14 protein-coding genes and 1 other RNA gene are annotated in these 17,881 nt (G+C 61.5%); 7 read left to right on the top strand and 8 right to left on the bottom strand.

What is annotated here, in order from left to right; genetic code table 11:
- Window positions 1–23: 23 nt before the first annotated feature.
- On the bottom strand, window positions 24–1,802 hold the full coding sequence (locus ACQY1J_RS11050; RefSeq protein WP_082471955.1) for an acetolactate synthase 3 large subunit: 1,779 nt from the start codon (window positions 1,800–1,802) through the stop codon (window positions 24–26).
- A 382-nt stretch (window positions 1,803–2,184) separates the two neighbouring features.
- Here ACQY1J_RS11050 and ACQY1J_RS11045 point away from each other — a divergent pair, with 382 nt between their 5' ends.
- Window positions 2,185–4,374, top strand: a complete 2,190-nt coding sequence (locus tag ACQY1J_RS11045; RefSeq protein ID WP_092660659.1) for a helicase HerA domain-containing protein — start codon at window positions 2,185–2,187, stop codon at window positions 4,372–4,374.
- 16 nt (window positions 4,375–4,390) lie between these two features.
- Here ACQY1J_RS11045 and miaA read toward each other — a convergent pair whose 3' ends face one another.
- A complete protein-coding gene (miaA, locus tag ACQY1J_RS11040; RefSeq protein ID WP_430251445.1) occupies window positions 4,391–5,284 on the bottom strand; it encodes a tRNA (adenosine(37)-N6)-dimethylallyltransferase MiaA in 894 nt (297 codons plus the stop codon).
- Between miaA and serB the strand changes: the two genes are divergently transcribed.
- Window positions 5,285–6,178 (top strand): phosphoserine phosphatase SerB, encoded by an 894-nt coding sequence (serB, locus tag ACQY1J_RS11035; RefSeq protein WP_430251444.1) that lies wholly within the window; start codon window positions 5,285–5,287, stop codon window positions 6,176–6,178.
- Window positions 6,179–6,204: 26 nt separating this feature from the next.
- Entirely contained in the window at window positions 6,205–6,807 is a 603-nt protein-coding gene (locus ACQY1J_RS11030; protein WP_430251443.1) for a GNAT family N-acetyltransferase, read from the top strand.
- A gap of 9 nt (window positions 6,808–6,816) precedes the next feature.
- Here ACQY1J_RS11030 and ACQY1J_RS11025 read toward each other — a convergent pair whose 3' ends face one another.
- From ACQY1J_RS11025 to ACQY1J_RS11005, 5 genes are all read right to left on the bottom strand, one after another.
- On the bottom strand, window positions 6,817–8,592 hold the full coding sequence (locus ACQY1J_RS11025) for a Do family serine endopeptidase (RefSeq protein ID WP_430251442.1): 1,776 nt from the start codon (window positions 8,590–8,592) through the stop codon (window positions 6,817–6,819).
- Window positions 8,593–8,828: 236 nt separating this feature from the next.
- Window positions 8,829–9,791, bottom strand: a complete 963-nt coding sequence (gene hflC / locus ACQY1J_RS11020) for a protease modulator HflC (protein WP_430251441.1) — start codon at window positions 9,789–9,791, stop codon at window positions 8,829–8,831.
- Entirely contained in the window at window positions 9,791–10,903 is a 1,113-nt protein-coding gene (hflK, locus tag ACQY1J_RS11015; protein WP_062581043.1) for an FtsH protease activity modulator HflK, read from the bottom strand. Before hflK ends, hflC begins: the two co-directional genes overlap by 1 nt.
- Before the next feature lie 162 nt (window positions 10,904–11,065).
- On the bottom strand, window positions 11,066–11,593 hold the full coding sequence (locus tag ACQY1J_RS11010; protein WP_430251440.1) for a dihydrofolate reductase: 528 nt from the start codon (window positions 11,591–11,593) through the stop codon (window positions 11,066–11,068).
- Entirely contained in the window at window positions 11,593–12,387 is a 795-nt protein-coding gene (locus tag ACQY1J_RS11005; protein ID WP_430251439.1) for a thymidylate synthase, read from the bottom strand. Before ACQY1J_RS11005 ends, ACQY1J_RS11010 begins: the two co-directional genes overlap by 1 nt.
- A 124-nt stretch (window positions 12,388–12,511) precedes the next feature.
- On the opposite strand from ACQY1J_RS11005, the gene ssrA reads away from it, so the two are divergent.
- The 4 genes from ssrA to ACQY1J_RS10985 all read left to right on the top strand — a co-directional run bounded on the left by ssrA (window position 12,512) and on the right by ACQY1J_RS10985 (window position 14,055).
- Window positions 12,512–12,880, top strand: a transfer-messenger RNA (tmRNA) gene (gene ssrA / locus ACQY1J_RS11000).
- Window positions 12,881–12,991: 111 nt separating this feature from the next.
- Window positions 12,992–13,495, top strand: coding sequence for an SspB family protein (locus ACQY1J_RS10995; protein ID WP_430251438.1), 504 nt, complete (start codon window positions 12,992–12,994; stop codon window positions 13,493–13,495).
- A gap of 9 nt (window positions 13,496–13,504) precedes the next feature.
- Window positions 13,505–13,711 carry a DUF4169 family protein gene (locus tag ACQY1J_RS10990; protein WP_062581052.1) on the top strand — a complete coding sequence of 69 codons (207 nt, stop codon included), beginning with the start codon at window positions 13,505–13,507 and terminating at the stop codon, window positions 13,709–13,711.
- A 98-nt stretch (window positions 13,712–13,809) separates the two neighbouring features.
- The gene (locus ACQY1J_RS10985) at window positions 13,810–14,055 is read left to right on the top strand and encodes a ribbon-helix-helix domain-containing protein (RefSeq protein ID WP_062456265.1); all 246 of its coding nucleotides are present in this window, start codon (window positions 13,810–13,812) and stop codon (window positions 14,053–14,055) included.
- A 53-nt stretch (window positions 14,056–14,108) separates the two neighbouring features.
- On the opposite strand, the gene ACQY1J_RS10980 is transcribed toward ACQY1J_RS10985, so the two are convergent.
- Entirely contained in the window at window positions 14,109–17,837 is a 3,729-nt protein-coding gene (locus tag ACQY1J_RS10980) for an AsmA-like C-terminal region-containing protein (protein WP_430251437.1), read from the bottom strand.
- Window positions 17,838–17,881: the final 44 nt, after the last annotated feature.

The raw sequence follows: 17,881 nt of genomic DNA, 5'->3' as shown, positions 1-17,881 counted from the left end.
CGCTGACGCCCCGGATGCGCCGATCAAACCAGCTGACGGCCCTTGGCGTCGATCGCGGTTGCAACAACTTCGTCTGTCGCCTCGTCCGGCAACAGCATTTCGTTATGGGCTTTGCCTGACGGGATCATCGGGAAGCAGTTAGCAAGGTTTGCGACACGGCAGTCGAAGATGACTGGCTGCCGGATTGCGATCATCTCGGCGATCTTGTCGTCCAGCTCCTTCGGATCGTCGCAATACATGCCGACCGCGCCATAGGCTTCCGCGAGTTTGACGAAGTCAGGCATCGCTTCCGTATAGGAGTTCGACAGGCGGTTGCCGTGAAGCAGCTGCTGCCACTGGCGCACCATGCCCATATACTGGTTGTTCAGGATAAAGATCTTGACCGGCAGATCGTGCTGGATCGCGCAGGACATTTCCTGGATGCACATCTGGATCGACGCGTCGCCGGCAATGTCGATGACGAGCGCATCGGGATGCGCGACCTGAACGCCGAGAGCTGCCGGCAGGCCGTAACCCATCGTACCGAGCCCACCCGATGTCATCCAGCGGTTCGGCTCTTCGAAACCGAAGAACTGTGCCGCCCACATCTGGTGCTGGCCGACCTCGGTCGTGATGAAGGTCTTGTGACCCTTCGTCGCCTCGTAGAGACGCTCGACCGCGTATTGCGGCATGATGACGTCAGTCGAGTTCTTGTAGGAAAACGACTTGCGACCCCGCCAGCTCTGGATTTCGCTCCACCAGTCGGAGATCTGCGCCTTGTCCTGCTTTTGCGGCAGGGCGCGCCACAGGCGGACCATCTCCTCCAGAACATGGCCGACATCACCGATGATCGGGATCTCGACACGAACGTTCTTGTTGATCGACGACGGGTCGATATCGATGTGGATCTTGCGCGAGTTCGGCGCGAACGCGTTCAGGCGACCGGTGATGCGGTCGTCGAAACGCGCACCGACGCAAACCATGACGTCGCAGTCATGCATCGCCATGTTGGCTTCATAGGAACCATGCATGCCCAGCATGCCGAGCCAGTTCTTGCCAGATGCCGGATAGGCGCCGAGCCCCATCAGCGTCGAGGTGATCGGGAAATCCGTGAGCTCGATCAACTCGCGCAGCAAACGCGACGCTTCCGGACCGGAATTGATGACGCCACCGCCGGTATAGAGGATCGGCCGACGGGCCGAGGCCATGAGCTGTACGGCTGCCTCGATTGCCTGCATATCGCCGGCAAGCTTGGGCGCGTAACTCTTGTTGGCAGGCGTCGCGCCCGGTGGCGTGTAGGTGCCGGTCGCAAACTGGATATCCTTCGGGATATCGACGACAACAGGTCCCGGACGGCCCGACTGGGCGATACGGAACGCCTCGTGGATGACACCGGCCAGCTGGTCGACGTCCTTGACGAGCCAGTTGTGCTTGGTGCAGGGGCGCGTGATGCCGACCGTATCGGCTTCCTGGAAGGCATCCGAGCCGATCAGGTTGGTCGGAACCTGGCCGGTCAGACACACGAGCGGGATCGAATCCATCAGCGCGTCCTGCAGCGGGGTAACCGCGTTGGTGGCGCCTGGACCTGACGTGACGAGCATGACACCGACCTTACCGGTCGAGCGGGCATAGCCTTCGGCAGCATGGCCGGCGCCCTGTTCGTGGCGGACGAGGATGTGCTTGATGTCATCCTGCTGGAAGATTTCGTCATAGATCGGCAGGATCGCGCCGCCGGGATAGCCGAAAATATGCTCGACGCCGTTATCCTTCAGCGCCTTCAGGACGATCTCTGCGCCCGTCATCCTGTTATTCGTATCCGTCATCATCGTCATCCGTTCACTTCTGGATTTACCGGCGGCTCCTCCGAGCCGGTTTGAAGACATAAAAAAAGGCCCCTTAAGGAGCCTGTCTTTCCGCGCATGGGTGGCTATCGCCGGACGGTTACACCGTCCTGCCCATGCGCGTTCCCACCACGATAAGTGCGTTCGAAATCTTCATGGACGTGAGTGTTAGCCGGATATGCCCCATTCGTCAACGCAGACCGTCAGCAAAAACGTCATCTCATTGAGATCGCTCGCAGTTCACGCCGAAAGTGACGAGGTCCTACACAAGTTGTTAAGCCGGCAAGGCTACAGTCGCGAGATTGGAGGAACCTGATCTCCATATCACCTTTCGATTGCCACCCCATTTGCAGGGCCGTTACTGTTGTTGAACAACGACCTTCACCGTTCGATCTCTGCCGGGGAGCAAGAGCGTCGCGATGCCCAGAAAATCGGTAACCGGATGCTGGGCCGTGTCGTCGCCTGCAACGGCTCGCATGCGACGATCGCAGCTGTCGCCGAGCATGGCGACACCGATCTCACCGAACTCTGGTCCGTCGGCCGGCTGATCTCCATTTCCGTCGGCAGCAACCGCGTCGTAGCGCTTGCCTATTCGATGCAATCTGGCGAACGCCAGTGGGCGGAAGGCGAGGACACGAAATTCCACATCGAAGTCGAGCTGCTCGGCGAGGTCCGTGTCGGGCATGATGGCCGCGAAGAGTTTTCGAGCGGCATTTCCGCCTACCCCTATCTCGGCGCCATTGCCCATCGTATCCGCTCGGCCGACCTTCTGCGCATCTACGATGCCGGCAAGAACGATACGTGCACGATCGGCAAGCTCAGCCAGGATGAAAGCATCGATGCGGCAATCCATGTGCCTTCAATGCTGTCGAAGCATTTCGCCATCGTCGGCTCCACCGGCGTCGGCAAGTCGACAGCCGTTTCGCTTCTCCTGCACAAGGCGATCGAAGCTGACCATCGGCTCCGCGTTCTGATCCTCGATCCGCACAACGAATTTGCGGCAGCCTTTCCCGATCATGCGGTCGTTATCGATACCGACACGCTCGACCTGCCTTTCTGGCTGATGCGCCTTGAGGAATTCTCGGAAGTCATTTTCCGTGGCCGCCCGGCTATCCCCGAAGAGCTCGACATCATGCGCGACCTCATCCCGGAAGCAAAACGCGCTTTCAAGGGAAGCGATTCGGGTCTGATGCGCCGCTCGGCTTCGGAAAAAAGTTCACTGACCGCCGATACGCCCGTCCCTTACCGCATGGCCGATCTGCTGGCCCTGATCGACGAACGGCTCGGCAGGCTGGAGGGTCGCTCCGACAAGCCGTTCCTGCGCGCTCTGAAAATGCGCATCACGTCGGCGATCAACGATCCGCGCTACCATTTCATGTTCTCCAACAACACGATCCAAGACACGATCATGGAGACGATCGCGCATATCTTCCGCATTCCCGGCGACGACCGGCCGATCTCGACGTTCCAGCTTGCCGGCATCCCATCGGAAGTCGTGAACTCTGTCGCCTCTATCCTCTGCCGCATGGCGTTCGAGCTTGCGCTCTGGAGCAATGGCGCAATTCACATGCTCGTTGTCTGCGAGGAAGCGCACCGCTACGTACCGGCCGACCGGGAGCTCGGTTTTGCGCCGACCGTGCAGGCCATCTCCCGCATCGCCAAGGAAGGCCGGAAATACGGCGTTTCGCTTGGCATCATCACGCAGCGCCCCGGCGAGCTTGACCAGACGATCCTGTCCCAGTGTTCGACGCTGTTTGCCATGCGCCTGTCGAATGAGCGGGATCAGGTCATCATCAAGTCGGCGATCCCAAATTCGTCGATCTCAACGACGAGCTTCTTGTCGTCGATCGGCAATGGCGAGGCAATCGCGTTCGGCGAGGCCATCTCGGTTCCCATGCGCATGCGCTTCTCACGCGTCGAGAAACGCTATCTTCCAAAGACCAACAGTCTTGCAAACAAGGGCAGCGAAGAAACGCCCGACACGGTTGATTTGCGTTCGATCGTGTCCCGCATGCGCTCGGTCACAGCGCCGGAAATCTCATCGTTCCAGCAGAGCTATTCCGCCAATCCACCCGCCCCGGAGGCAGGTCTGCCGATCCCCCCCGAAGACAGGCAGGCTGTGCCGGCCGCCGATGACGCGGAACTGAATGACTGGCGGCGTGAAATCGGCAGCGGTATACCGCCGCTCGATGCGCCTGCCCCGCGCTCGCCGGAGCCGCCCTCGTTGGCACCCTACAGATCCGACATGCTGCCGACCCCGCGTGCAGCGGAGCGGCTTGCACCGCGCTTCCCTGAACGCGACAGGCCGGTTGAGCGCTTTGCCGAGCGTCCCGTGGAGCGTCAGACCGACCGGCTCACGGATCGCCCGCCCCCCATTCACGACCGTTTCGCCGATCTTCGTCGGCAGGTTTCGTCCGAGACTCCGCGACCAGGCTCGCCGTCACTGGAACCGCGTCCGAACGCATTCCTGCGGCGCGAAGCTCCGCCAAGGGAAGGTTCGTTGCGCGATGGCCTTCTCAAGAAGCCGCTGAGCAGTCTCTACGACAAGGACTGATCGCGAGCGAGCGCCCTCACGTCGCGAGGCGCTCCCAGCTTTCGTCCATCTGGTTGCGGAACCAGGTCATCTGACGCTTGGCGTATTGCCGCGTCAGCGCGGAGCCACGCTCGATGACCGCGTCGCGGGTCGTCCGTCCCGCGAGCATTTCGCCGATCTCCCGCACGCCGATCGCCTTCATGATCGGCAGGTCCGGGGCCGGATCGCAGGCGAGAAGCGATTCGACCTCCTCGACTGCGCCCCCATCCAGCATCTTGACGAAGCGGGCATTGATACGATCGTGCAGGATCTTTCGATCCGGCAGAACGACGATTTTGCGCGCTCGCAACGGATCGATGATGACCGGGCCTGCCTTGCCCTGAAACTCGGTGATGGATCGGCCTGTTTCTTCCAGCACCTCCAGGGCCCGCAGGATCCGCTGTCCGTCCATCGGCTTCAGATTGGCGGCAACCGCCGCGTCACGTGCCGATAACTCCGAGTGAAGTGCCTGCGGTCCCTCCTCCTTGAGCCGCAAGCGCACACGGCACCGAATATCCTGGGAAATCTCCGGCATGTCCGAAAGACCGCCCGTGAGCGCCTTGAAGTACAGCCCCGTGCCGCCGACGAAGACCGGAATCCGCCCCTGTTCTTTCAAGACCGGCAGGACTGCGGATACGTCCCGCTGCCATTCGCCCGTCGAATAGGCGTGCGTCGCCGGCACATGCCCATAGAGGTAATGGGTGATGTCCGCGGTCTCTTCCTCTGACGGACGCGCGGTGATGATCCTGAGCGTGTCGTAAACCTGCATGCTATCGGCGTTGACGACGACGCCGCCGCATTCGCGTGCCATGCGAACGGCAAGCGCCGACTTGCCGCTGGCAGTCGGCCCGGTTATCAGGATCGCATCAGTATTTTGCATAAGGTCGGTCATATGGCTTTCGTTGCCACGCTCATTGCCCATCCGTCAAACCCCGTTCTCACTCCGGCCATCGCCGAACGGACCGCCGAGGCGGTCAATGCCTCCGGTCTCTACTGGCTGGCAGACGGGATCGCCTGCGATATCGCCCTTCGCGACGGCACCGATCCGTCGGCTGCCGAAGAAACACTCCGCGGCTTGATCGGCGAGGAGCGGATCGATGTTGTGGTGCAGGAGGCGGAAACCCGCCGCAAGTCGTTCCTCATCGCAGACATGGATTCCACCATGATCGGCCAGGAATGCATCGATGAACTCGCCGACGTCGTCGGTTTGAAGGACAAGGTGGCGACGATAACGGCACGTGCCATGAACGGCGAGATCGCATTCGAGCCGGCGTTGAGAGAACGGGTGGCGCTCTTGAAAGGCCTGCCGATCGGCGTCGTCGACGAGGTCATCGAGAAGCGGATCACGCTGACATCGGGTGGACCGGAACTGATCGCGACGATGAAGGCGAAGGGTGGGTACACGGCACTCGTGTCCGGTGGCTTTACCGTCTTTACCAGCCGCATCGCCGCAATGCTCGACTTCGACGTCAACCGCGCCAACATGCTCCTCGAACAGGATGGTATCCTTACCGGCGACGTCGCCGAACCAATCCTCGGCAAACAGGCCAAGGTGGATGCGTTGGAAGAGATCGCCCGCGAACTCGGCATCACCCCTGATGATACGATTGCTGTCGGCGATGGCGCAAACGACCTTGGCATGCTCGGCATCGCAGGCTCCGGCGTTGCGCTCCACGCCAAGCCCACTGTTGCGGCCCAGGCCAAGATCCGAATCGACCACGGCGACCTGACCGCGCTCCTCTATATCCAGGGCTACCGGAAGACGGATTTCGTCATTCCCGGCTGAGGCTCCACAGAGGGATGAGCAACACCATGCAGCCGCAGCCTATCGCAACCACGCTCCTCGAAACTTCACGCCTCGTCCTGCGCCGCTGGCTCCCCACGGACCGGGACCTGTTCCGCGAAATCAACGCGGACCCTGACGTGATGGCGTTCTTCCCGTTCCGTCGCAGCCACGACGAATCGGATGCGTTCCTCGGGAAACTGAACGACATGTTTTCCGAAAACGGGCTTGGCTTTTACGCGCTCGAACTCAGGGAAACCGGCGAGCCACTCGGGTTTTGCGGGCTGACCTATGCCAATATGCAGGGGATTTTTCCGGCCGAAACGGTGGAGATCGGCTGGCGTCTGGCTGCCCGTTACTGGGGCAATGGCTATGTGACGGAAGCGGCAGAAGCGCTGCTTGATTTCGCCTTCGTGGAGAAGGACATCAAGGCTGTCGTCTCGTTCGCCGTAGCGGACAATAACCGCTCGACGGCTGTCATGAAGCGCCTTGGAATGCATCGGGCGGCCGGCATGGATTTCGACCATCCGCGCGTGCCGGAGACCCATCCTCACCTCAAGCGCCATGTCGTCTATGCAATGACACCGGAGGAATGGACAAGGCGGAGCGCCCGCCTTGTCGGGAAAGCCTGAACTCTCAGGCTATTCCAGCGGAAGTGCCACGAACCGCAGGTTTCCGGTCTTGTCGGCCACCATGACATGCGCGTTGCGGCGGCCTTCCTTCTTCAGCACGTCGAAGCGCTTGGCGACCTCACCCGGGTTCTCGACGAAGTCCTGGGCGATTTCGACCACCACGTCGCCGGCCTTGAAGCCCTTGGCAGCGGCAACCGAACCAGCCTTCACCTCGGACACCACCACGCCCTCGACGCTTTCCGCGATCCCGAACGTCTTGCGGTGCGCCTCATCCAGCACGCTCAGCGTCATGCCGTAAACCGTGACGGGCTCGCTGCTTTTCTCGCCGGCGTCCGGGGAGCCGCTGTCATTCTTGCCCTGGTCATCCGGGGACTGATCGTCAGGGCTTTGTGCGTCTGGCGACTGTCCCTCGGGTGCTGCCGGCTCATCGCCATCTGCGGCATCGGCCGTATCATCGAGTTGCCCGAGCGTGATGCGGACGGTCTGTTCCTTGCCGTCGCGCAGCAACCGCACCTCGACATCCTTGCCCACAGGGCTTTCGGCAACAATCCGCGGCAGATCGCGCATCGAACTGACCGACTGTCCGTCGAAGGCGAGCACGACATCTCCCGACTTGATTTCACCGTTCTTGATCGGACCGTTTTCAACGACACCGGAAACCAGTGCTCCACGGGCCTTGTCGAGCCCCAGGCTCGCCGCGATATCGTCAGTCACGGGCTGAATGCGAACACCGAGCCAACCGCGGCGCGTTTCGCCGAACTCGATCAGCTGATGGACGATGTTTTCCGCAAGTTCTGTCGGGACGGCAAAGCCGATACCGATCGAGCCGCCGGATGGCGAAATGATCGCCGTGTTGATCCCTATTACCTCGCCGCGCATGTTGAACAGCGGTCCGCCGGAATTGCCCTTGTTGATCGCCGCATCCGTCTGGATGAAGTTGTCGTAGGGCCCTGCATTGATGTTTCTGCCGCGTGCGGACACGATGCCGAGCGTCACCGACCCGCCAAGACCAAACGGATTGCCGATCGCCATGACCCAGTCGCCGATCCGGATCTTTTTGGAATCACCGAAGGGAACGGCCTTGAGCGGCGTCTTGGACTCGACCTTCAGCACGGAGAGGTCGGTTTTTGTGTCGGTGCCGACCAGGCGAGCCTTCAGCTTACGGCCATCCGGGAAAATCACCTCGATATCGTCGGCGCCTTCGATAACGTGGTTGTTCGTCACCACATAGCCGGAGGAATCAATCACGAAGCCGGAGCCGAGCGAAGACACCTTCTGGTTTCCGCCCTGATTGTCCTTGTCGTCGAAAAAGTCGTCGAAGAATTCCTGGAAGGGTGAGCCCTCCTGGATCTGCGGCTGCGGGCCGGCACCCTGGTCCTTGACGCTCTGCGACGTCGAGATGTTGACGACGGCGTCGAGCAGGCCTTCCGCCAGATCGGAGATAGGCGCTGGACCTGCGGGCACCGCGGACGGGCTGACCGGAGGTGGCGGATTGAACTTGTTGCCGACTGGCGCTGGTGGCGCGGGCAGCATGCCGCCGGGCTGAGTGGCCGGCTGGCTATTAGCCTGTGGAGCCGGCGCTTGTCCCGGAAGTGCCGGGGCTTCCCCCTGCGGAGCGGGCGCCTGTCCCTGAGGCGCTGGCGCCTGTGGACGAGGGGCCGGGGCCTGGACCTGCTGCGGCTGGGCCGGGCCTTGCGCCAGTGCCTGAAGCGGACTGACCATGACGGCAACCACTAGACCGAGGCTCACGGAACCCTTCAAGGACGATAGTTTCGAATGGCCCATTGGCATCCTCGTTTTCTGTCACGGTGTCTGCCGCGGCAGAAAAGCATCCGTGCAACCCACAACGTTACGCATTGATAACTCGCGCCCCGTTCTGAAGAAAGCATAGGGCGGAATAACGGCCGGGAAAATTACCTTTTCGTGAAACCGCGACCATCAGCGAACATGGATGTGGATGACGGGTGAAAAGGGCAGTTGCGAAAAGGGCGGCCATGACAGGCCGCCCTTTTCTTGAGTGCTTAGTTCGTCGGTTGCGCCGGTGCCGGCTGGGCTGGCGTCGGCTGGGCCGGTGCAGGCCGTCCCGCTGCAGGCGACGTTACCACGCCGTCCGACGAGTTGAAGAACCGGAAGAACTGTGAATCAGGCGAAAGCACCAGGGTCGTATCCTTCCCGGCCATCGAGGCGACATAGGCGCGCATCGACCGGTAGAACTGGAAGAACGACGGATCACGCTGGAACGCTTCACCGAAGATGCGGTTACGCTCGGCATCGCCCTGACCTCGGATGATCTCCGAATCGCGCTGCGCTTCCGAGACGAACTCGACAACCTGGCGGTCGGCGATAGCACGGCGACGCTGGCCTTCTTCGCTACCACGGGCGCGGATGAGTTCCGCTTCCGCCAGACGCTCTGCCCGCATGCGCGCAAACGTCTGCTGCGAGACTTCCTGCGTCAGATCGGTGCGACGGATGCGGACATCCTGGATCTTGACGCCAAGCGTTTCGGCGGCAACGTCGAGATCACGCTTGACCTCGGTCATCATCGACGCACGCTCTTCGGACAGCGCCTCGGTAAAGCTGCGCAGACCGTAGACGCGGCGCAGACCGGCGTCGAGACGCGTGCTGATACGCGATTCGGCAGACACGCGATCGCCCGAAACCGCTTCCCGGAAACGCTGCGGATTTTCGATCCGGTAGATCACGAACGCGTCGACTTCATAGAAGGCACCGCCGCGGACCTGAACGCGGATATTGTCGAGATCCAGGCGAAGTGCGCGGTCCTCGATATACTGAACGCGATCCGCATCGGCAAAGGCGAAGGGAAGCTTGAAATAGATCCCCGGCTCGTTCTTCACGCTCTGGATTTCACCGAAGCGAAGCACGAGCGCCTGCTGCCGTTCGTTGACGACGAAGACGGACGAGTAGACGAGGAACAGGAGAACGGCGAGACCGATCAGGAAAGCGGGCAATTTGTTCGAGATCATCAGTTGCCCCCCTGTGCGGCTGCCGGCCGGTTGATTTCATTGAGCGGCAGATAAGGGACGACGTTCTGACCCTGCTCGATGATGACCTTGTTGGAGTTCTTCAGAACGTTCTCCATGGTCTCGATGAAGATGCGTTCGCGCGTCACGTCCGGTGCGTTCACATACTGGTCGTAGATCGACACGAAGCGCTGCGCTTCACCCTGAGCCTCGTTGACCGTCTGGTCACGATAGGCGGACGCCTCTTCGCGGACCTGCGCGGCCTGACCACGGGCGCCACCAAGTTTCTGGTTGGCGTAGCGATTGGCTTCCTCGACGATACGGTCTTCGTCCTGCTCGGCGCGCTGAACCTCTTCGAACGCGTCTGCCACTTCGCGCGGCGGCGCGGCATCTTCGATCGGCACGGCGTTGATGGCAATGCCTGCGCCGTAACGGTCCATCGTGCCCTGAATGATGTCGCGCACCTGCGTCGACATGCCTTCACGAGCGTCGCGGAAAATATCCTGAGCCGGACGGCGTCCGACGACTTCGCGCATGGCGCTGTCTGCAACCTGCTGCAGCGTCTGGGCCGGGGCCTCGACGTTGAAGAGATAGGCGCGCGGATCGGTGACGGTGAAGAGGACCGAAAACTGGACGTTGACGATATTCTGGTCGCCGGTCAGCATCCATCCGGCATTCGAATTGGTGGCACTGCTGCGCGCACCGATATTCTGCTGCTGCTCGGTGACCTTGACGATCTCCACCGTTTCGAACGGCCAGAGATGGAAGTGAAGGCCCGGCATCGACAGTTCTTCCTTGGGCTTTCCAAACCGAAGTTCGACGCCCCGCTCGTCCGGCTGGACCGTATAGATCGATTCGAATGCCAGGAATGCGAGAACGGCCAGAAAGACGACCGCGACTGCTCCGCCGTTGAAACCACCAGGCATAAAACCCTTCAGCCGGTCTTGGCTGCGCCGCAGGATGTCTTCGAGGTCAGGCGGTCCGCCATTTCCCCCTCCGCCACCACCGCCGCCGCGCGGACGGTTCGGGCCTTGTCCCCAAGGTCCTTGATTGTTACCGCCGCCGCCGCCGCCGCCCCATGGGCCGCCGCCGCCATTCTGATTGCTCCAGGGCATCAAAACCTCTTTGTTAGTGCTACTCCCTAACCGGTCGCCTGTCCGAGCCGCCTGAAATGCAGCAGCTCGCGGTCCGTGCCCCCGGTCATGCCGTTATAAGTATCGGAAGAGCCGCTTTCAACGCAGCTTCAATAACTTCCCGGTGTTCGGTAACGAATTATGTCACTTTGGCATCGATCGGCGGCTGTAGACAGCAAAACGGGTGGCAAAGCTGTCGCGCTCGCCGGCCGGGACGAAGATCTCCTCGATCTTTTCGTACACGGTTGGATCGATTGCTGGAAACATCGTATCACCGTCTGCAATATCCGCTTCCACATGGGTCACGTAAAGTCGGTCTGCCAGATCGATTGCTTTCGCGTAGATTTCGCCGCCTCCGAGAATGCCGACCTCTCCGGCACCGGTCGCTGCAGCGATCTCCCTCGCCCTAGATATCGCCTGCTCGAGGGACGCCGCCGTCTCCACACCCTCGACCGAGAGATCGCGATTGCGGGTGACCACGACATGCGGGCGGCCGGGTAGCGGCTTGCCGCCGAAGCTGTCGAGCGTCTTTCGCCCCACCACCATCGGCTTGCCGAGCGTCATCGCCTTGAAACGCTTGAGGTCGGTCGACAACCGCCAGGGCATGTCGCCATCTCTGCCGATGACATTGTTGCGCGACACCGCGACGAAGATTGCGACCGGAACCGCCATCAGACTGCAATCGGTGCTTTGATGCTGGGATCAGCGACGTAATTCTCCAGCGCAAAATCCTCAAAGCGGAAGGAGAAGATGTCCTTCACATCAGGATTGATGCGCAGTGTCGGCAGCGGCTTCGGCTCGCGCGTCATCTGCAGCTGCGCCTGTTCGAAATGATCCGAATAGATATGCGCGTCGCCAAGCGTATGCACGAAATCGCCAAGCTTCAGCCCGGTCACCTGCGCCACCATCATGGTCAGGAGCGCGTAAGAGGCGATGTTGAACGGAACCCCCAAAAATATGTCCGCCGACCGCTGGTAGAGCTGGCACGACAGCCGCCCCTCCGACACGTAGAACTGGAACAGGCAATGGCAGGGCGGCAGCGCCATGTCGTCCACCTGTGCAGGATTCCAGGCTGTGACGATGTGCCGGCGCGAGTTCGGGTTGACCTTCAGGTTCTCGATCAGGTTGGCGATCTGATCCACATGACCGCCATCAGGCGTCGGCCATGAGCGCCACTGATATCCGTAAACCGGACCGAGATCGCCTTTTTCGTCCGCCCATTCATCCCAGATGGAGACACCATTCTCCTTGAGATAGGCAATGTTCGTCTCGCCCTTCAGAAACCACAAGAGCTCATGGATGATCGAGCGCAGATGCAGCTTCTTGGTGGTGAGGACCGGAAAACCCTCGTTCAGATCGAATCGCATCTGATAGCCGAAGACCGAGCGGGTACCGGTCCCGGTGCGGTCGCCGCGGTCGGCGCCAGTCTCCATCACGTGCCGGAGAAGGTCGAGATACTGCTTCATAGGTCTTCCGCCGATTGGTCGAGATCGTCCTACATAATAGCACGAAGCCTACTCACCAATCACCTCCCCGTCACCGGCGCGGCTTTTCCAAGCTTTTCACGTTGATGATAGGAATATGACGAGACCTCTTTTCATCCGGTTCGCAAACCCCTATATCACTCGTGCCGGACTTCGGTTCGGATATGGCGATAAACGGTCGATGAAATAAGCCTATTGGACCCGGGGGCGGTACCCGGCGCCTCCACCACAAACCGGTCGGTCAATCTGGACCGGCTTGTGATGGGGGCGAAATAGGATCGACAAGGGTGTAAAGATCGAACTTTTGCTCGGCATGATACCGCCGTTATCGGGTCACAAGTGTAGTTGCAAATGACAACAACGCTAAGGGTTACGCTCTCGCTGCCTAATGGCGGTGCGGGAAACCCGAACTAAGTCCTTACGGTTAGCCCCGTAAGGCGGGGTCCGGAGGCACCTGGCAACAGAAGCCTTCACCTTCGCTCCCCGGTGGAATATCATGACATGACTCGACGCCGAAGCGGACTTCCCCGCGGGCGCGTCTCGTGACATAAGCGGCGTTTGAAGAGCAATAGAAAGACAGGATCGCATGGGGCAGGATCACATCCGCTACGATATTCTGGCACAGGACGCCCTCCGCGGCGTTATCCGCAAGGTTTTGTCCGAGGTCGCGGCAACCGGCAGACTGCCGGGTGACCACCACTTCTTCATCACATTCCTGACCGGCGCACCCGGGGTACGAATCTCTCCGGCGCTGAAGTCGAAGTATCCGGAACAGATGACGATCGTCGTCCAGCACCAGTTCTGGGACCTCAAGATCACCGATACGCTGTTTGAAATCGGCCTGTCGTTTAACGATACGCCGGAACGCCTGGTCATCCCGTTCAACACGATCCGCGGCTTCTACGACCCGTCCGTGAATTTCGAGCTCGAGTTCGAAGTGCCGATGGTCGAGGAAGGCGAAGTCTACGCCGAGATCACCGCGATCCCGGTTGATACCACGCCAAAGGTTGTGGATGCGGATGCCGCCACCGGCGAGGACAAGAAGGAAGGCTCCGTCGTCTCCCTCGATTCGTTTCGCAAGAAGCAGTAGGCAGACCCGATGAGCGCCGAGATCGTCAACCTTCGGCAGTTTCGCAAAGGCAAGGCGCGTTCGCAAAAGGACGCTGCTGCCGAACAGAACCGCATCAGCTTTGGCCGCACCAAGAGTGAAAAGCAGCTGACGACGGCCCTCAACGAAAAAGCGGGGAAAACCCTCGATCAGGGCAAGCTCGAAAAGCCTTCTCCGGAAACGGACGAACGGCGTTAAGGGTTCGTTAGGCTGACTCATGGCAACGGCTTGACCGTGCGCATACGACATCCTCAATTGCGCTCCATCAATCACCATGAGGGTGACGGGGCCTACACTTGATCCGAAAACATTCTGCGACCCTGCACGGTCATCGAACGAGTTTTTCGCTGGAAGATGAATTCTGGCATGAACTGAAATCCATTGCGGCCAAACGGGGCATCAGCCTGGCCGCCTTGATCGCCGAGGTCGACGACGGTCGTTCGGAAGACAACAATCTTTCCTCTGCACTCCGCCTGCATGTGCTGCGCTGGTTCAAGACCTCGCTGGCAGACTGTCTTGCCGGGCTGCCAGCCAGGCGCTGACGGTCAGCGTCCTCCCGCCCCCCCCCTTTGCTCTGATCAGCGTGCCGCCGCAATCACGGCTGCACGCCCGGCAGGCTGGGGTTTGAAGGGCGGCCGGTACCCGAGGGCTGCTCCTGGAAAAGATCGCCGGCGGGCGGCATGGTGAACGGCGCCGGCGCCGATGGCTGCTGGTTCTGCCTCTGGATTTCCCGTTGCCGCTCCTGCTGGAGCCGGGCTGCTTCAGCGCGCCTTGCTGCCTCCTGCCGGTCGGCTTCCTGGCTTCTGCGTTCTGCCTCCGCCGCCTCCTGGCGTGCCCGCTCCTCGGCCTCTGCCTTGACGCGTGCCGCCTCCCGTTCCACGCCAGGGAACGTGTAGAGCGCGACTTCGCGGCGGAGCCGCTGTTTCTCAAGCACGCTTGCCTGCAGCGTTTCGACGCGGCGGCGTTCCTGTTCGAATGCCCGCAGTGACAGGAAGTTTGCCATTGCGGCCATATCGATGCGCTGTTCCGGCTGCTCGAGCGATCCGGAATAACCGAGCGTGACAGTCGGTTCTCCCCCCGCCACAGCCTCTTCACCCGCATCGTAACGGACCGACAGCCCGGCATCGATGCGGCCATCGACAAAGTCGAGCACGCCCTCAGCCGAGACCTGTGAGGCGCTGGCCATTGCCGTAAAATTCTGAACCCGTGCCGCGCCGCCGGTAATCGTCATCGGAATGGTGACGGACCCGAGCCGGGTTGTCCCTTTCAGGACCTCAGCTGTCACGATCGAGCGAACCGCCGCCTCGTTGACCTCGCCCTGCAGCCTGTCGGCACCGGCAAGAATCGGCGAGAGCGCATCCGGATTGATCCCGGCAATCTCGAAATCCTTCAGGCGAATCTCGCCGGAGCCGCTGACGCCATGCATGAGTTCGTCCATGGTCTTGCCGGTCGCCTCGATGCTGACAGTGCTGTCCAGCTTGCCCGCCGCGACAGGTGTGCCGCCCTTTTGCCAGACGAGCGGCGCGAGATCGGCGTTTTCGACATGCAGCTTTGCCTGGACGATGCCGGTCGCATCGCCGTTCGACATCATCAGCCGTCCGGACAGCTTTCCGCCCTGCCACGTACCGGAGGCGTTGTCGATCGTCAGACCGCCGGCTTTGCCGTTCACCCTGCCCGAAAAACCGGTAATTGTTCCAAGCGCATCCGCCCGGAGCGTTTTTGCCGACAGATTGATGCCGACATCCGTCGATCCAATCAGCGGCGTGGCGAACGGCGTCTTTGATGGGGCGCCTGTCACGCTATTCTCCATCGGCCCGAATACCGCCTCGCCCATCCAGGCAAGATCGATCGTGTCGACAGACATGTCGCCGGTAACAGGCAGGCCGGGAGCGCGGCGATCGGCGGATAGCGATCCACCGACAGTGTTTCCGGCAAGATCGCCACTGAGGCCAGAGACTTTCACGGCATCTGCCGAAAGCTCGACATCAGCCGCGAGATTGACAGGCAGTCCGCTGCCGAACTGCGGCAGGCTGACACCGGTGACCAGCAGATAGGGCTCGATATCGGCGCTCTTGAGCGACACCCGCGCCCGCCCTTCGCCAAATCCGGCATTCTGGATATTCACGTCGCCGGCCATCAGCAGCGACGTCTTGGGCGTCGTGAAGCTCAGTTCGGTGGTGGCCGCGTGCTGTTCCTTTTGCTGCAATGTCAGCGCCAACCGTCCCGCGCCGTCACCATCGAAAGGCAAGGGATCGAGACCGGCTTGACCCAGCAGGACCGTCGCCTTCGGGTTGGCAAGCGATGCAGACAGCGTCATCGCGTTGCCGGCCGTGAGATCGAAGATGCCGGGCAGCTTCAGATCTGCATCGACAGTGCTGCCATTCGCCTTGCCGCGCAGCTTGATATTCGCACCGCCAAGACCGCTACCGCCGAGTGAAATATCGGCGATCAGATCCGAATCCGCATACCAGCTGCCGTTGCGGGCCAACCGGTCGAGCAACGGATGATGCGGCAGCCGGTCCCGCAGCATGGTGATGAAGGACGTGGGGTCCGGTGAACGGAAACTGACCGACCCGGTCCCGGCGTAGGAAACCAGCGAGCCCTCGACCCTGCCTTTGGCGGACAGGGTGGCGCCCTCGATATCTCCGACAGTCAGCCGCTCCAGCGACAACACGCCCTCGGCCACGCTGAACGCGGTATCGACCTTGGTTGCGACGACGCCTAGAGCCGTCAGCCGGTCGGCCTTGAGGCTTACTGCGACCCGGTGGTCGAGCACATCCTGACCGGCATCGTCGCCGGTGACCAGCGAAGCGAGCGCGCGCATGGCGTCGATATCGATCTCGTTGCCGGCAAGCGCCATGGAGAGGCTTGGCGCCTGACCGTTCGGAGACTGGCGCTCCAGCCTTCCTTTTAGCGTTGCAGGCCCTATCCCAAGTTCCAAGGCTTCGAACCGCTGGAGTTCCGGCGTGAGGTTCACCTTGGCCGAGAAACCGGCGTTTTTCAGCTGCCTTATCGCAGGATCAACGCTGCCGGACAGCCAGTCGGCAAGGCCGGAGGGCTGTGTCGACGCGACCAGCATGTCGCCGACAAACGCGGTTCGGTTTGCAAGGTTGAGATTTCCCTTGGCCTCCAGCTGGGTGCGGCCCGGCAGGGTGGCAGTCACGTTGTCGACGGCCCAGCCGCGCCCGGCCGGTCTAACGTCGAGATGGATGTCGCGGATCGTTGTGTCGTTGAAGACGATCGCCGGCAGCTTGAGGTTGACCCGCCCCGGTACCTGCGGGATCGGGATCGATGCAACCATCTGCACGAAGGCATTGAGGCGACGCTGCGCGGAGGCGGCCGGATTGCGACCCGTCTTTGCCTGCGGCCCTTCGCTCAGGCGGTTGACGTCGATCTGCTGGCCATCGGCCGTCAGCAGGAATTCCGGCTTCGGCCCTGTATCGAGCGTTGCCTCGCCGGTGACGATGTAAGGGTTTTCCTTCGGACCGACTTCGACCCGGTATTGCGGAATGCGGGCGCGCTCGCCGGTCAGCTCGAAATCGCCGGACACGCGCGGACCGGGCGGCGGCGCCTTGACCGGCTCGGACTCGTCTTCTTCCTGCAGGAAGGCAAGGTTGAACTTGCCATTGTAGCTGGGCTTGTTGTCGACCGCGGCAAGTTCGCCATCGAAATCGACCACGACCGGATGGGCATCCGGCCAGACGCGAAGCCGCAACGGAATCTGCCGTCCCTCGGCAGCGGCTTCACCGCTTGTCAGGCTGAAGCGGGCCTCCTGGCCATCCAGCACCGCATTGCCCTCGCCCCGCCATGGCCCGGCAAGCGTCCCCGCCGACAGGTCGGTGGACAGTCCGGTCATGTGGCGGACCTGGCCGTTGCGATCGTCGATGATCTCGATTTCGCCACCCATGATATGGACGTCTTCGAGAATGACGCTGCGGGCCGCGATCGTCGGGCGACTGCCGCGCAGCCATTCGAACGTGCCGTCCTTCAGGATGCGGAAGCGAACCTTCGGCTTGTCAATGCGCATATCGAAAATGCGGGCCTCGCCGGAGAGAAACGGCGCGAGTTCCATATCCATCGAGAATTGCGCCACCTGCACGAGCGGCTGGCCATCGACGTCCTGGCCGACGCGCACGTCATGCAGTGTAACCGACGGAAATGGGAGGATCCGCGCATCGACCGAGCCGTGGACGGCGACCTTCTTGCCGAGCAGACGGCTGGCCTGATCCTCGAAAGCGACGCGGAAGCTCGACCAGTCGACAAAGAACGGCACCAGCAGCGCCGCAAACAGCGCTGCCACGACCAATCCGCCCAAAGCCAACATGATGCGTCCGAGCACCGGCCTATCTCCCTGTTTCTACGGCAAGA

Origin of the sequence: Neorhizobium sp. DAR64860/K0K1 (assembly GCF_050500205.1) — a bacterium.
GTDB lineage: Bacteria > Pseudomonadota > Alphaproteobacteria > Rhizobiales > Rhizobiaceae > Neorhizobium > Neorhizobium soli.
Note: the sequence above shows the minus strand (reverse complement) of the source record. Positions and strands in the feature narration are given on the sequence as shown.